Origin of the sequence: Leclercia pneumoniae (assembly GCF_017348915.1) — a bacterium.
GTDB lineage: Bacteria > Pseudomonadota > Gammaproteobacteria > Enterobacterales > Enterobacteriaceae > Enterobacter > Enterobacter pneumoniae.
The window spans coordinates 2,453,197-2,467,945 of sequence record NZ_CP071383.1; the positions used below are offsets into that span (position 1 = coordinate 2,453,197).

Here is a 14,749-nt window from a genome sequence, read left to right on the forward strand (position 1 = left end):
TATTACAAATGCTTATTCCGTAGACAACATTAAGCGTAAACGGCCGCCTGCCCCCCAAATTTGACACTGCCAGGATGCGCAGCGGTGACTTATTTGGTTTAGATAGGTATTTCCTAAAGTACCTAAAGGGACGCCGTTACTGACCTGAATATGATGTTCCCCAGTATTAAGCGTGGCATTAAGCCCAGCGGAGACCAAAATCAAATTTTTTAAACCGCTATGGTAATAACCCACCAGCAACGGAAATTGTCCCGGTAAATTTGCCTGACGCAGCAGTTGATTAACCTGTTTAAGCAAGCTGCCCAACTCGGGGAGCCGCTGCCGCTGATGAGAAAGCTGTTCTTGCAATAAACCGTTAAACAATGCGCGTAACAATAAAGCAGCCAGGACGCCATTATCCCCTGCGCGGGTAACATCCAGACAATAAAATGCCAGATCGTTATCCGATAACGGTGCAATATCCAGCACCAGTCCCGGCTTGTCGGCAGCAACCAGCTGGCGATAATTAACCTTGCACTCGGCGATGATCTGCTGAACCGGAGGCTGTAACTCTTTCAGTAATTTCGCTGCTGCATGGGGGTTATTGACCAGTGCATCCCAATCCTGGAAGAGACGTTCTTCCTCTTCCACACGTGAATTGAACATATTGGGATAAAGGCAGGCGAAGACGGTTTCCCGCAGACGATTGAGATCTTTCACTGGTTTGAGCAGTACGTCCTGCACGCCCAGACGAAGCGCTTTCGCGATGTCAGCCATATTCTCGGTGGCTGAAATCACCAGCACGGGCGTCTGATCGCCTTCATTGCGGAGGTGCTCGACGAGCGCCAGGCCATTCATACGCGGCATGGCGAGATCGCAGATCATCAGATCGGGCTTCATGCTCATCATAATTTCCAGTGCGTCGATACCATCACCGGCCAGTGCTGTTGTTGCACCTAACGATGAGAGCCAGGAGTCAAGCAGTGAACGGAAAACGGGCTCGTCTTCGACAATCAGGATATGTTTTCCGGCCAATGGTTGCGTCATGTTTTCTCCCCGGGCTGACAGTAGATCAATAGTGGCACGCTATCGGTACTATCGCCTGTCAGATTTTGCTGAAGTAATCAAAAAAAGGGGCGCTCAGTGTGTCGTGCGCACCAAAGGTATCAATTCATCCATTTTCTTTTCGACAGCTTGCACGCCTGCCGTAATGGCTGCTTCTGCCCGATGAAAATCGAGCGTCGAGATTTGCGGACAAAAAGGTTGAATCAGAATATCAGGTGGATCGCCCGCCATGCGGTTGCGTTTTAGGCGATTTTCTAGCACCTGGATGGAGGTCGTCATAATTTCCATTGCCGTAGGTGCCGCAACCAGCTTACGCGCAGTAAAGCGCCCTAACCTTTCACGAAGGCGTTCATGCCATACTCGCTCCTCGCTACTGGTTTCATCAGAATGCGTGTTTACTGGCATCAGGTCTTGCTGCATAAGATGGGCATCATGCTGGAGATCAACTGCAATAACGATATCCGCGCCCATGGCGCGCGTCAGGGAGATAGGAATGGGGTTAACGACACCGCCATCCACCAGCCAGTAACCATTGTGCGGGACCGGTGCCATTAAGCCCGGCATACTGCAGGAGGCGCGCACGGCCAGGTGGATATCCCCTTCGGTGAACCAGAGTTCCCGGCCGGTGCTAAGGTTGGTGGCAACGGCGCCGAAGGGACGTTGGCAATCGGCAAAGTCGCTCAGCGGCATAACCTGACGGTAGTGGTTGAAGACACGTTCACCGCGCAGTAACCCGCCACGCTGCCAGGAGAGATCCATCAGGCGCAGCACGTCCCAGTAGCTGAAAGAACGTACCCAGGTTTCCAGCTCGGGTAATTTGCCACAGGAGTACGCAGCACCCACCAGAGAACCAATCGAACAGCCTGCAACTATATCAATTTCGATACCAAGACGTTGTAAGGCATTGATCACACCTATATGCGACCAGCCCCGGGCCGCACCCGACCCTAAAGCCAGTCCAATTTTAACCTTTCTCATTCTTACCGTTTAGCGTCCCCTGGACTCCTGACAATGGCGTCATTGCAACCGCTCAGTTAACATAGTGCCACCCTGGCGTTTTCGCCGTTATTTTAGCTTTCAGGAAGAGAATGGTGTCTCAACTCTGTCCCTGTGGTAGCGCTCTCGAGTATAGCCTATGTTGCCAGCGATATCTTTCTGGTGAACAGGTTGCTCCTGATCCGTCACACCTTATGCGTTCACGTTACAGTGCTTTTGTGAGCCGTGACGCAAACTATCTGATAAAAACCTGGCATCCATCCTGTCAGGCTGAGACTTTTCGCCAGGAGATTGAAGCCGGTTTTGCTCATACCGAATGGCGCGGCCTCACCCTTTTTGACACGGCCACAGGCCATGACGAAAACGAAGGTTTTGTCAGCTTTGTCGCCCGATTTTCCGAGCAGGGAAAAGCCGGGGCGATTATCGAGCGTTCCCGTTTCTTAAAGGAAGGGGGACAGTGGTACTATATTGATGGTACTCGTCCGCAGTTTGGCCGTAATGACCCCTGCCCCTGCGGATCAGGTAAAAAATTTAAAAAGTGCTGCGGGCAGTAGTCCCTGGCCACCTATAACAAGCCAACAATCAACAGGATTTACCGGCAATGCAATCAATTCAACGCAAAGTCTTGCGCACTATTTGTCCTGACCAGAAAGGTCTCATCGCCCGTATTACCAACATTTGTTACAAGCACGAACTGAATATTGTGCAAAATAATGAGTTTGTTGATCATCGCACCGGCCGTTTCTTTATGCGTACCGAGCTGGAAGGGATTTTTAACGACGCCACGCTGCTGGCGGATCTGGATGGTGCGTTGCCGGAAGGTTCGGTTCGCGAGTTAACCCCAGCGGGTCGTCGTCGCATTGTCATTCTGGTCACTAAAGAGGCGCATTGCTTGGGTGATCTGCTGATGAAAGCGAACTACGGCGGGCTGGATGTGGAGATCGCTGCGGTAATTGGCAACCACGATACCCTGCGCACGTTGGTTGAACGTTTTGATATTCCTTTCCAGTTGGTCAGCCACGAGGGGCATACCCGCGAAGAGCATGATGCGTTAATGGCAGATGCCATTGATGCCTATAACCCGGATTACGTGGTTCTGGCGAAATATATGCGCGTATTAACCCCCTCTTTCGTGGCGCGTTTCCCGAACAAGATTATCAATATTCACCACTCGTTCCTGCCTGCCTTTATCGGCGCGCGCCCTTATCATCAGGCCTATGAGCGTGGTGTTAAAATCATTGGCGCCACTGCACACTACGTGAACGATAACCTGGATGAGGGTCCTATCATCATGCAGGACGTGATTCATGTGAATCATACCTATACCGCAGAGGATATGATGCGTGCCGGACGCGATGTTGAGAAAAACGTCTTAAGCCGCGCGTTGTATCAGGTGCTGGCGCAACGTGTGTTCGTCTACGGTAACAGAACAATTATTCTTTAATCCTTTGGGAAATGAATTGATTAGCTTTGCACCTTTACGGATAAAAAGCAGTCAAACAATGTCATTTACCTAAAGGAATGCTTTACAGGGGCGTCTCATTTGATATGATGCGCCCCGCTTCCAACAGGAAGCAGACCAGTAATAGCATTACCCCGTGGTGGGGTTCCCGAGCGGCCAAAGGGAGCAGACTGTAAATCTGCCGTCATCGACTTCGAAGGTTCGAATCCTTCCCCCACCACCATTATTCACCACAGCAATGTGGTAACACCGGTGAGTTAACGTAAGGTTTGCGCTTATCGGGAAGGGTGAGAACCTTCGACTAAGGTTCGACTCTCGCGAAAGCGAGAGAACGTTGCAAAAAGCAACGGCCCGAAGGGTGAGGAGCGAAGCGACGAATAATCCTTCCCCCACCACCATCTTCACGCAGCACCTCAAAATAGTATTACCCCTGGTGGGGTTCCCGAGCGGCCAAAGGGAGCAGACTGTAAATCTGCCGTCATCGACTTCGAAGGTTCGAATCCTTCCCCCACCACCATCACTTACCTGTCGCTACAAACTTTCTCTCAGTTCAGTGCTCCATATTCTCCGAAGCGGGAAGGATGAGAAGCTTCGACCAAGGTTCGATTCGAGCGAAGCGAGAAAGCGTTGCCGCAGGCAACGACCCGAAGGGCGAGGCGCAGCGCGCCGAGTAATCCTTCCCCCACCACCATCACTTACCTGTCGCTACAAACTTTCTCTCAGTTCAGTGCTCCATATTCTCCGAAGCGGGAAGGATGAGAAGCTTCGACCAAGGTTCGATTCGAGCGAAGCGAGAAAGCGTTGCCGCAGGCAACGACCCGAAGGGCGAGGCGCAGCGCGCCGAGTAATCCTTCCCCCACCACCATCACTTACCTGTCGCTACAAACTTTCTCTCAGTTCAGTGCTCCATATTCTCCGAAGCGGGAAGGATGAGAAGCTTCGACCAAGGTTCGATTCAAGCGAAGCGAGAAAGCGTTGCCGCAGGCAACGACCCGAAGGGCGAGGCGCAGCGCGCCGAGTAATCCTTCCCCCACCACCATCACTTACCTGTCGCTACAAACACTCTCTCAATTCATTGGTGCACCATTAGCAACTGCAGTTACATCGGCGGCAACCGGCGTTTCACCGGCGAACTCTTCACGATTGACGTGTTGCACTGGGCATGTTCAGCCAGACCGTCCAGCAGCGTATCCAGTTGACCGATAGAGCGCACCACCAGCCTGATCACAAAGCAATCCTCCCCCGTGACCTTATCGCTTTCAATGCACTCAGGCATGGCCTGAATATACTTATCGACCTTGTGCAGTAACCCTGGCAATGGCCGCACGCGCACCAGCGCCTGCAAGGTATACCCCAACGCCGCGAGATCCACGCGTGCGCCATAACCCTGAATCACGCCACGCTCTTCGAGCCGCTTCAGACGTTCGGCCGTGCTGGGCGATGTCAGTCCAACCCGGCTGCTAAGAACCTTTAACGACATGCGCGCATCTTCAACCAGACAGGCCAGTATTTGCCGATCGATTTCATCAAGCAGGCTTTCCATCATTTTCACCTTATTTAAAAAAGCATTTAACCCATTTCGCCTTATTTCCTCTCTGTAAAACATATCAGACTTTTTCGACAATAGAGCCTCAATCAGGAGGTGTGCGATGCAAGATATTCATAAAGGCGTCTGGCAGATGGGTCTGGCGATGCTCATTTCAGGCTCAATTGGCGCGTTTGTTCTTCTTTCTGGTCTGCCGGTGACGGACGTCGTTTTCTGGCGCTGCGCGATCGGCGCCGTGACGCTGCTGGCTTTTATTCGGATCGGCAATAAACCGTTCAGTACGCTCACCCGCACTGCACTGGCGCTGGCAGTTATCGGCGGGGTCGCCCTGGTGGTGAACTGGTTACTTCTTTTCGCGGCCTATACGCGCATCTCGATTGGCCTGTCGACGGTGGTCTATAACACTCAGCCTTTCATGCTGGTAATGATGGGGATGTTTTTAGGAGAACGCGTCACTCTGGTGAAATGGGGGTGGCTGCTGCTCGCTTTTACGGGCGTGGTGATTTTGCTCTCCAGTGAACTTACCGGTGGCCATAACGCTGAATGGCTTACGGGCATCGGGCTGGCGCTCGGCGCGGCTTTTTTCTATGCGCTTACAGCAATCATTACCCGTAAGCTCTCCTCCGTCACGCCGCAACATATTGCCTTTATCCAGGTACTGGTGGGGGTGGTGATGCTGTTGCCGATGGCGCATATGCCAACGTTTTCGGGCAACTTCCCGTGGCCCATTTTGCTCACCCTTGGGGTCGTCCATACCGGCATCATGTATCAGTTGCTCTACAGCGCCATTCAGAAACTACCAACGCCCATCACCGGCTCCCTCTCTTTTATCTATCCGGTAGTGGCTATCCTGGTCGATAACCTGGTGTTTGGTCACTCACTGAATCTGACACAGCTGGCGGGCGGCGCACTGATACTGTTTGCGGCGGCGGGTAACAATCTGGGCTGGGGCGAAAAAAAACCCCGCGAGTGCGGGGTTGATATCAAAACGGTGGATTAGCGACGGGCACGTACCAGCTGGTATCTGCGCGTCAGGTACTCTACCGGCGCGCTCCAGATGTGCACCAAACGTGAGAACGGGAACAGCACAAACAGCGTCATCCCCAGCACCAGGTGCACGCGGAAGACAAAGGCCACGCCGTCCAGATGCTCAGAGGCCCCGCCGTGGAAGGTCACCACGGATTGGGCCCACCCCACGAGCTTCATCATCTCACTGCCGTCCATATGCTGCGCAGAGAACGGAATGGTCAGCAGGCCGAGCGCACACTGCACCATCAGCAGGGTAAGGATCAGAATATCCGCGCCGGTAGTCGTCGCACGCACGCGTGGGCTAAACAGACGGCGTTTCAGCAGTAATAAGCCCCCCACCAGGGTCATCACCCCGCAGGCGCCGCCTGCCAGCATCGCCATTTTCTGTTTCACTTCGATCGGCAGCCAGGCTTCATACATCCAGTGCGGCGTTAGCATCCCCAGGAAGTGACCGGCGAAAATCCCCAGGATCCCGATGTGGAACAGGTTAGAGGCCAGGTTCATCCCCTTGCGGTCCAGCATCTGGCTGGAGGCCGCACGCCAGCTATACTGGCCATAGTCATAACGCAGCCAGCTTCCCACCAGGAATACGGTGCCCACAATGTACGGGTAGATGTCAAAGAAGAACATATTCAGGAAGTGCATTATTGCTGTCCTCCGTTAGAGATATTCAAATATTGCGGGGCAACGGCTCCGGCAAAACGACGCTGGTGAGCCGAGATTTCAGACTCGCCGCAATTCTGGTCAGCAAAGAATTTCACCTGCTCCTCTTCCCAGACGGCATCCAGCGCCTGTGGGGTATCATCGCGGGCTTCGTCCGCGATTTTTTCCGCCACTTTCTCACTGTCGATTGCCGCTTTTGCCAGTTTCACCAGCAGTTCGAACAGAACGGCATACGCACTTTCACGCTGTTGCAGACGCGCGTTCAGCAATGCCAGAATCGGCGCGATATCCTGCAAACCGCCCAGCGCCTCTTCTTTCGGCAGCTGCGCCAGATACTCCAGATAGAGCGGCAGATGATCCGGCAGCTCACGGCTGTCGAGCTGCAGGCCATGCTGCTCGTACTGCGCCATCAGATCCACCATCGCCTGACCGCGGTCGCGGGATTCACCGTGTACGTGTTCGAACAGCAGCAGCGAGGTTGCGCGGCCACGGTCGAACAGCTGGCTGTAGTCTGCCTGCGCATCAAGCAGATCGCGCGCAAGCAGATCGCGCAGGAACACGCCCAGCTTCTGGGCATCGGCTTTATCCAGATTTTCAGATGACGCGAGTGCATCGAAGAGTTCCTGTTGATGCTGCGCAAGCGCAGCATCCGGGTACTCGAGCAGACGCGAAACAATGACAAGTTCAATCATTGGTGCGGCTCCGTTTTGCTGGTCACATCCATGGCATCGATGCGGCGGCTGTTGAACAGGTTGAATTTGGTGTCAGACCCGTGGCAACCATCACCAAAGGTAAAACCACATCCGCTTTTTTCCGGGAAGGCTTCGCGCGCCTGCTCACGGTGGCTGCTCGGCACCACGAAACGGTCTTCGTAGTTCGCAATCGCCAGATAGCGGTACATCTCCTGCGCCTGCGCTTCCGTCAGACCTACCTCTTCCAGGGCACGGGTATCAATCACACCGTCCACGGTTTCAGTACGTTTGAAGTGACGCATTGCCAGCATACGTTTCAGCGCCAGCAGAACCGGCTGGGTGTCACCTGCGGTGAGCAGGTTCGCCAGATACTGAACCGGGATACGCAGGCTTTCTACGTCCGGCAGAATGCCATTGCTGCCCAGTTCACCTGCGTCAGCCGCAGACTGAATCGGAGACAGAGGCGGCACATACCAGACCATCGGCAGCGTGCGGTATTCCGGATGCAGCGGCAGCGCCAGCTTCCAGTCCATCGCCATTTTGTACACCGGCGATTGCTGCGCCGCGTCGATCACGCTCTGCGGTACGCCATCTTTCAGCGCCTGGGCAATCACTTTCGGATCGTTCGGATCGAGGAACACGTCCAGCTGGCGCTGATACAGATCTTTTTCGTTCTCAGTGCTGGCTGCGGTTTCAATCGCGTCCGCGTCGTACAGCAGCACGCCGAGGTAACGGATACGGCCCACGCAGCTTTCGGAACAGACCGTCGGCATACCCGCTTCGATACGCGGATAGCAGAAGATGCACTTCTCGGATTTACCGCTCTTCCAGTTGAAGTAGATTTTCTTGTACGGGCAACCGGTGATACACATACGCCAGCCGCGGCACTTGTCCTGGTCAATCAGTACGATGCCGTCCTCTTCACGCTTGTAGATAGCACCGCTCGGACAGGTCGCCACACATGCCGGGTTCAGGCAGTGTTCGCACAGACGCGGCAGGTACATCATGAAAGTGTTTTCAAACTGGCCGTACATCGCCTTCTGCATGTTCTCGAAGTTTTTGTCTTTCGACAGTTTCTCGAACTCACCGCCCAGATCGTCTTCCCAGTTCGGACCTTTCTCGATCTTATTCATGCGCTGCCCGGTGATCAGGGAGCGAGGGCGTGCAATCGGCTGGTGCTTACCTTCTGCGGCGTTATGCAGGTTCTGATAGTCAAAATCAAACGGCTCGTAGTAATCGTCGATGCCCGGCAGATGCGGGTTTGCGAAGATTTTACCCAGCAGCATGGCACGGTTACCCATGCGCGGCTGAATTTTGCCGTTGATTTTGCGGATCCAGCCGCCCTTGTATTTTTCCTGGTCTTCCCAGTTGGTCGGGAAACCGGTGCCTGGCTTGGTTTCAACGTTGTTAAACCAGGCATATTCCGTACCTTCACGGCTGGTCCAGACGTTTTTACAGGTGACTGAGCAGGTATGACAGCCGATGCATTTATCCAAATTCAGCACCATGCCGACTTGTGAACGAATTTTCATTTTACGCTCTCCTGTACCTGGTCATTACCTTCGCCATCTAACCAGTTAATATTCTTCATCTTACGAACCACCACAAACTCATCGCGGTTAGACCCTACCGTACCGTAGTAGTTAAAGCCGTAGGCCAGCTGCGCATAGCCGCCGATCATGTGGGTTGGCTTCGGCGTAATACGGGTGACGGAGTTATGGATACCGCCGCGCTGCTCGGTAATTTCTGAGCCTGGAATGTTCACGATACGTTCCTGCGCGTGGTACATCATGGTCATACCTGCCGGTACACGCTGGCTCACTACCGCACGGGCGGTTAATGAACCGTTGCTGTTGAACACTTCGATCCAGTCGTTATCTTTAATGCCCAGATCCTTCGCATCCGCCTCGCTCATCCAGACAATTGGCCCACCACGACCCAGCGTCAGCATCAGCAGGTTGTCGCTGTAGGTGGAGTGGATACCCCATTTCTGGTGCGGCGTCAGGAAGTTCAGCGCTTTCTCAGGGTTACCGTTGGACTTCTCACCCATCACCGCTTTCACCGAACGGGTGTCGATTGGTGGACGGTAAACCAGCAGGCTTTCACCGAAGTCGCGCATCCACTGGTGATCCTGATACAGGGACTGACGTCCGGTCAGGGTGCGCCATGGGATCAGCTCGTGAACGTTGGTGTAACCCGCGTTGTAAGAAACATGCTCATCTTCCAGGCCTGACCAGGTCGGGCTGGAGATGATTTTACGCGGCTGGGCCTGAATATCCCGGAAGCGGATTTTCTCGTCTTCTTTATTCAGCGCCAGGTGCGTGTGGTCACGACCGGTGAACTCGCTGAGCGCAGCCCAGGCTTTCACGGCCACCTGACCGTTCGTTTCCGGTGCCAGCGTGAGGATCATCTCTGCGGCATCGATCGCGGTGTTGAGCATTGGCTGGCCTTTGGCCGGGCCCTCTGCTTTGGTGTAATTGAGCTTACGCAGCAGGTCCATTTCGCTCTGGGTATTCCAGGCAATCCCTTTCCCGCCGTTACCGATTTTCTCCATCAGCGGGCCGATAGAGGTAAAGCGCTCGTAAGTTGCCGGGTAGTCACGTTCCACCGGAATGATGTGCGGCGCGGTGACGCCCGGGATCAGGTCGCACTCGCCTTTTTTCCAGTCTTTTACGTCCAGCGGCTGCGCCAGTTCGGCAGCAGAGTCATGCTGGATTGGCAGCGTAACCACGTCGGTCTCTTTACCCAGGTGACCCACGCACACTTCGGAGAATTTCTTCGCGATGCCTTTGTAGATTTCCCAGTCGCTTTTCGATTCCCATGCCGGATCAACGGCGGCAGACAGCGGATGAATAAACGGATGCATATCCGAGGTATTCATGTCGTCTTTTTCGTACCAGGTCGCGGTTGGCAGAACGATATCGGAGTACAGGCAGGTGCTTGAGAGACGGAAGTCCAGAGTCACCACCAGATCCAGCTTGCCGTCCAGGCCGTTATCTTTCCATTCAACCTCTTCAGGCTTCACGCCGCCCTGCTTGCCGAGATCTTTGCCCTGGATACCGTGGTCGGTACCGAGCAGGTATTTCAGCATGAACTCGTGACCTTTACCGGAAGAGCCCAGCAGGTTAGAGCGCCAGATAAACAGGTTACGCGGGTGGTTTTTACCGTTTTCAGGCTGTTCCGCCGCAAAGCGGATAGCGCCCTCTTTCAGGGATTTGACGGTGTAATCCACCGGCGACATACCCGCTTTCTTCGCCTCGTCTGCGATACGCAGCGGGTTGGTCCCCAACTGTGGCGCAGACGGCAGCCAGCCCATACGCTCAGCGCGCACGTTGAAGTCGATCAGGTGGCCGCTGTAGCGGGATTTATCCGCCGTTGGCGACAGCAGTTCCTGCGCGGTGACCGTCTCGTAACGCCACTGGCTGGAGTGGTTGTAGAAATAGGAGGTGCTATTCATATGACGAGCCGGACGCTGCCAGTCGAGGGCAAACGCCAGCGGCTGCCAGCCGGTCTGCGGACGCAGTTTTTCCTGGCCAACATAGTGTGCCCAGCCGCCGCCGCTCTGACCGACACAGCCACAGAAGACCAGCATGTTGATCAGACCGCGATAGTTCATATCGAGGTGGTACCAGTGGTTCAGACCCGCGCCGACGATAATCATTGAACGGCCGTGCGTTTTGTCGGCGTTCTCCGCAAACTCGCGGGCAATGCGGGTGATCTGCGCGGCAGGTACGCCGGTGATCTGTTCAGCCCAGGCCGGGGTATAGGCTTTCACTTCTTCATAGCCGGTGGCACAGTTTTCATCGTTCAGACCGCGCTCCAGGCCATAGTTGGCCATAGTCAGGTCGTAAACGGTGGTCACCAGGGCAGTTGAACCATCTGCCAGCTGCAGGCGTTTTACCGGCAGTTTGTGCATCAGGACGTTATTCAGCTCAACCTTATTGAAATGTTCGGTGCCTTCGCCGCCAAAGTACGGGAAGCCAACGTCAGCGATCTCATCCTGGCTGCCCAGCATGCTCAGACGCAGCTCGGTTTCTTCGCCGGAGGTGCCGTCGCGCTGCTCCAGGTTCCATTTACCCTTCTCACCCCAGCGGAAACCGATAGAGCCGTTAGGTGCAACCAGCTCACCATTGCTGTTACAGGCAACGGTTTTCCACTCCGGGTTATTTTCCTGACCAAGCGCATCCACCAGATCGGCGGCGCGCAGCATGCGGCCTGCCGCATAGTAGCCATCGCGCTCTTCGAGCATCACCAGCATCGGGAAATCGGTGTAACGACGCACGTAGTCGGTGAAATACTGGCTCGGTTTATCGAGGTGGAATTCACGCAGCATGACGTGGCCCATCGCCAGCGCCATCGCGGCATCGGTACCCTGCTTCGGTGCCAGCCACAGGTCGCACAGTTTGGCGATTTCTGCGTAGTCCGGCGTGATGGCAACGGTTTTGGTGCCTTTGTAACGCACTTCAGTAAAGAAATGGGCATCTGGGGTACGGGTCTGCGGTACGTTAGAACCCCATGCCAGGATGTAGCTGGAGTTATACCAGTCAGCCGATTCAGGCACGTCGGTCTGCTCACCCCAGGTCTGCGGAGACGCTGGCGGTAAATCGCAGTACCAGTCATAGAAGCTGAGGCAGGTGCCGCCAATCAGGGAGAGGTAGCGGGCGCCGGAGGCGTAAGAGACCATCGACATCGCCGGGATCGGCGAGAAGCCAGCCACGCGGTCCGGACCGTACGTTTTCACGGTGTAGACGTTAGACGCGGCAATCAGCTCGTTCACCTCTTGCCAGGAAGAGCGAACAAACCCGCCGCGACCACGCGCCTGTTTAAAGCTTTTCGCTTTGTCAGCGTCTTCAATAATAGAGGCCCAGGCATCAACCGGATCGCTGTGCTGAACCTTCGCCTCACGCCACATTTTCATCAGGCGTTTACGCATCAGCGGGTATTTCAGACGGTTAGCGCTGTAGAGGTACCAAGAGTAGCTGGCACCACGCGGGCAGCCGCGCGGCTCGTGGTTTGGCAGATCCGGACGGGTGCGCGGGTAATCGGTTTGCTGGACTTCCCAGGTCACCAGACCATTTTTAACGAAAATTTTCCAGCTACATGAGCCAGTGCAGTTTACGCCGTGGGTAGAACGCACAACTTTGTCATGCTGCCAGCGTTGACGGTAACCGTCTTCCCAGTCCCGGTTGGTCTCCAGAACCTGGCCGTGCCCATCGGCAAAAGTTTCGCCCTTCTGTTTGAAGTAGCGAAACCGGTCCAAAAATTTGCTCATCGGGTATCTCCTGTGTGGAGCCTGTGGCTCTCTAAATCGACATTGCTGATTTGCCGCGAAGGTAACGCTATGAAAGATGGTGAGAATTGATAACGATCAAGGCGAAGGGGGTCTGGAGCAAAGGACAAACGAAGCCATACCACCAAAGCGGTATAAAAATAAATCGATTAATTCTCTGTTTTTAAAGGATATTATTTATTTATCGTACAATATGTAAGGGGTCATTTCTGCCCGGAGGTATTAAGGGGTAGGTAGCCCTGTCAGACGATGGCGATCACACTGCTGCATGGGCTACCCGACTGCCCACACCGTTAAGTATGTTGTAACTAATTACGGCTAAAAAAAAGCGCGGCATCGAGCCGCGCAAACGGATAATCAAATATTACTTATTTTTATTGGAATTACGGCCATATACCAGCCAGGTCACCAGGACGCAGACGATATAGAAAACGAGGAAGATTTTCATGGCACCGGCCGGTGAGCCGGTCAGCTCAAGGGAGATACCAAAGGCTTTAGGGATAAAGAAGCCGCCAATCGCGCCAATCGCCGAGATAAAGCCCAGCGCCGCGGCGGTGTCGGTACCCGCTTCACGCATCGCCTGCTCTTCAGTGCCGCCCTGGGCTTTGACGCGATCCATGGTCAGCTTACGGAAAATAACTGAGATCATCTGGAACGTTGAAGCGCTTCCCAGCCCGGCGGTCAGGAACAGCACCATAAATACCCCGAAGAAGGCGATAAAGCTTCCCCCTTCCCCGTGCGATGGCAGCGTCATGAACAGCAGCGCACAGAAGATGGCCATCACCACAAAGTTCACCAGCGTTACGCGGGTGCCGCCCAGTCGGTCAGATACCATACCGCCCAGAGAACGTGCCAGCGCACCAATGAACGGACCAAAGAAGGCGAAGTGCAGGATCTGGACTTCCGGGAACTGCGTTTTTGACAGCATGGCAAAACCCGCAGAGAAACCGATAAAGGAGCCGAAGGTCGCCAGATACAGTAATGCCATCACCCACAGGTGCGCGCGCTTCAGCACCGGTAACTGCTCGCTCAGAGAGGCCTTCGATGCTGACAGATCGTTCATAAAGAACCACGCCGCCAGGGTAAAGACCACGAGGAAGGGTACCCAGATCCAGGCAGCATTTTCGAGGTACAGAGAGGAACCATCCGGTTGCTCAACCCCGGTTCCGCCGAAGACAGCGAAGATGGACATGGAAATAGCCAGCGGAGCAAGCAGCTGCATCACGCTCACCCCCATGTTCCCCAGTCCACCGTTAATGCCCAGCGCACCACCCTGCTTGGCTTTCGGGAAGAAGAAGCTGATATTCGCCATACTGGACGCGAAGTTTGCGCCGGCAAAGCCGCACAGCAGAGAGATGATGACAAAGACGCTAAACGGCGTAGAGGTGTCCTGCACCGCGAAACCCAGCCACACGCAAGGAATGATCATGATGCCGGTACTAAACGCCGTCCAGCGGCGGCCACCAAACACGGGCACCATAAAGGCATAAGGAACGCGCAGCAGCGCCCCGGACAACGACGGTAAGGCCGTCAACATAAAGAGTTGATCGGTGGTAAAATTAAACCCCACTTTGGGTAAGTTAACCGCTACCGCACTGAACAGCATCCAGACGCAGAACGCCAGCAGCAGACAAGGCACGGAAATCCATAAATTACGACTTGCAACACGTTGACCGCGCTGTTGCCAGAATGCCGGATCTTCCGGACGCCATTCTGTAATAACAGCCCCTGTTGCCCGCTCTGGGGCAGATGAGTGACTCATAGACACCTCTGATTATCAAAAGATGCTGCAAACATTAGGGTTTTAAGCTGGCGGTAAGTTGATGCAAATCAAAGGAAAAGTGGGCGAAAATTTGTTAAAAATTTCCACATCACTCGAAGTGAGTAGTATTTAACGCTTAAAAAGGTGTGGTTTTTCACGCTACTGCTCATACCGCCCTCGCGCCTCCTCCCATTCATCATACCTATGGCAATTTGTGGGTAATCCTTTAGAGGTATGGGTATACTCCAGGGTATGCCCGAGAATA

The 14,749-nt window shown here is 54.4% G+C and carries 11 protein-coding genes, 2 tRNA genes and 4 other RNA genes; 9 read left to right on the forward strand and 8 right to left on the reverse strand.

The features are described from left to right. Nucleotides 1-12 precede the first annotated feature (12 nt). Together rssB and rssA are read right to left on the reverse strand one after the other, a co-directional pair. On the reverse strand, nucleotides 13-1,026 hold the full coding sequence (gene rssB, locus JZ655_RS11860; protein WP_207291873.1) for a two-component system response regulator RssB: 1,014 nt from the start codon (nucleotides 1,024-1,026) through the stop codon (nucleotides 13-15). Nucleotides 1,027-1,119: 93 nt separating this feature from the next. Continuing rightward, on the reverse strand, nucleotides 1,120-2,022 hold the full coding sequence (rssA, locus tag JZ655_RS11865) for a patatin-like phospholipase RssA (RefSeq protein WP_207291874.1): 903 nt from the start codon (nucleotides 2,020-2,022) through the stop codon (nucleotides 1,120-1,122). Nucleotides 2,023-2,135: 113 nt separating this feature from the next. Here rssA and JZ655_RS11870 point away from each other — a divergent pair, with 113 nt between their 5' ends. The 8 genes from JZ655_RS11870 to JZ655_RS11905 all read left to right on the forward strand — a co-directional run bounded on the left by JZ655_RS11870 (nucleotide 2,136) and on the right by JZ655_RS11905 (nucleotide 4,541). Further along, nucleotides 2,136-2,594, forward strand: a complete 459-nt coding sequence (locus JZ655_RS11870) for a YchJ family protein (protein WP_072039561.1) — start codon at nucleotides 2,136-2,138, stop codon at nucleotides 2,592-2,594. A 47-nt stretch (nucleotides 2,595-2,641) separates the two neighbouring features. Further along, a complete protein-coding gene (gene purU / locus JZ655_RS11875; protein WP_040075264.1) occupies nucleotides 2,642-3,484 on the forward strand; it encodes a formyltetrahydrofolate deformylase in 843 nt (280 codons plus the stop codon). Between the two features lie 156 nt (nucleotides 3,485-3,640). Further along, a tRNA-Tyr gene (locus JZ655_RS11880) sits at nucleotides 3,641-3,725 on the forward strand. 43 nt (nucleotides 3,726-3,768) lie between these two features. Further along, nucleotides 3,769-3,900: non-coding RNA, RtT sRNA (locus JZ655_RS11885), on the forward strand. Nucleotides 3,901-3,934: 34 nt separating this feature from the next. Next, nucleotides 3,935-4,019: transfer RNA gene (locus JZ655_RS11890), tRNA-Tyr, on the forward strand. 43 nt (nucleotides 4,020-4,062) lie between these two features. Then, nucleotides 4,063-4,193: non-coding RNA, RtT sRNA (locus tag JZ655_RS11895), on the forward strand. 43 nt (nucleotides 4,194-4,236) lie between these two features. Next, nucleotides 4,237-4,367, forward strand: a non-coding RNA gene (locus tag JZ655_RS11900) — RtT sRNA. A 43-nt stretch (nucleotides 4,368-4,410) separates the two neighbouring features. After that, nucleotides 4,411-4,541: non-coding RNA, RtT sRNA (locus JZ655_RS11905), on the forward strand. A 60-nt stretch (nucleotides 4,542-4,601) separates the two neighbouring features. On the opposite strand, the gene JZ655_RS11910 is transcribed toward JZ655_RS11905, so the two are convergent. Then, a complete protein-coding gene (locus tag JZ655_RS11910; protein ID WP_046885195.1) occupies nucleotides 4,602-5,045 on the reverse strand; it encodes an Lrp/AsnC family transcriptional regulator in 444 nt (147 codons plus the stop codon). A 106-nt stretch (nucleotides 5,046-5,151) separates the two neighbouring features. On the opposite strand from JZ655_RS11910, the gene JZ655_RS11915 reads away from it, so the two are divergent. Beyond that, on the forward strand, nucleotides 5,152-6,048 hold the full coding sequence (locus JZ655_RS11915) for a DMT family transporter (protein ID WP_207291875.1): 897 nt from the start codon (nucleotides 5,152-5,154) through the stop codon (nucleotides 6,046-6,048). Here JZ655_RS11915 and narI read toward each other — a convergent pair. The 5 genes from narI to JZ655_RS11940 all read right to left on the reverse strand — a co-directional run bounded on the left by narI (nucleotide 6,045) and on the right by JZ655_RS11940 (nucleotide 14,484). Next, a complete protein-coding gene (gene narI / locus JZ655_RS11920) occupies nucleotides 6,045-6,722 on the reverse strand; it encodes a respiratory nitrate reductase subunit gamma (RefSeq protein WP_207291876.1) in 678 nt (225 codons plus the stop codon). The genes JZ655_RS11915 and narI overlap by 4 nt on opposite strands. Continuing rightward, complete coding sequence (narJ, locus tag JZ655_RS11925; RefSeq protein ID WP_040075259.1) at nucleotides 6,722-7,432, reverse strand: nitrate reductase molybdenum cofactor assembly chaperone; 711 nt, start codon at nucleotides 7,430-7,432, stop codon at nucleotides 6,722-6,724. Before narJ ends, narI begins: the two co-directional genes overlap by 1 nt. Next, on the reverse strand, nucleotides 7,429-8,964 hold the full coding sequence (gene narH, locus JZ655_RS11930) for a nitrate reductase subunit beta (RefSeq protein WP_040075258.1): 1,536 nt from the start codon (nucleotides 8,962-8,964) through the stop codon (nucleotides 7,429-7,431). The genes narJ and narH overlap by 4 nt, the downstream gene beginning before the upstream one ends. Beyond that, nucleotides 8,961-12,704 (reverse strand): nitrate reductase subunit alpha, encoded by a 3,744-nt coding sequence (locus JZ655_RS11935; RefSeq protein ID WP_207291877.1) that lies wholly within the window; start codon nucleotides 12,702-12,704, stop codon nucleotides 8,961-8,963. Before JZ655_RS11935 ends, narH begins: the two co-directional genes overlap by 4 nt. Nucleotides 12,705-13,086: 382 nt before the next feature. Beyond that, complete coding sequence (locus JZ655_RS11940; protein ID WP_207291878.1) at nucleotides 13,087-14,484, reverse strand: NarK family nitrate/nitrite MFS transporter; 1,398 nt, start codon at nucleotides 14,482-14,484, stop codon at nucleotides 13,087-13,089. Nucleotides 14,485-14,749 lie beyond the last annotated feature (265 nt).

What these genes read in the sequence shown, in the direction of transcription:
- JZ655_RS11935 (WP_207291877.1), bottom strand. Translation starts at nt 12,704, where the DNA reads ATGAGCAAATTTTTGGACCGGTTTCGCTACTTCAAACAGAAGGGCGAA.
- rssB (WP_207291873.1), bottom strand. Translation starts at nt 1,026, where the DNA reads ATGACGCAACCATTGGCCGGAAAACATATCCTGATTGTCGAAGACGAG.
- JZ655_RS11915 (WP_207291875.1), top strand. Translation starts at nt 5,152, where the DNA reads ATGCAAGATATTCATAAAGGCGTCTGGCAGATGGGTCTGGCGATGCTC.
- purU (WP_040075264.1), top strand. Translation starts at nt 2,642, where the DNA reads ATGCAATCAATTCAACGCAAAGTCTTGCGCACTATTTGTCCTGACCAG.
- rssA (WP_207291874.1), bottom strand. Translation starts at nt 2,022, where the DNA reads ATGAGAAAGGTTAAAATTGGACTGGCTTTAGGGTCGGGTGCGGCCCGG.
- JZ655_RS11910 (WP_046885195.1), bottom strand. Translation starts at nt 5,045, where the DNA reads ATGGAAAGCCTGCTTGATGAAATCGATCGGCAAATACTGGCCTGTCTG.
- narI (WP_207291876.1), bottom strand. Translation starts at nt 6,722, where the DNA reads ATGCACTTCCTGAATATGTTCTTCTTTGACATCTACCCGTACATTGTG.
- narH (WP_040075258.1), bottom strand. Translation starts at nt 8,964, where the DNA reads ATGAAAATTCGTTCACAAGTCGGCATGGTGCTGAATTTGGATAAATGC.
- JZ655_RS11940 (WP_207291878.1), bottom strand. Translation starts at nt 14,484, where the DNA reads ATGAGTCACTCATCTGCCCCAGAGCGGGCAACAGGGGCTGTTATTACA.
- narJ (WP_040075259.1), bottom strand. Translation starts at nt 7,432, where the DNA reads ATGATTGAACTTGTCATTGTTTCGCGTCTGCTCGAGTACCCGGATGCT.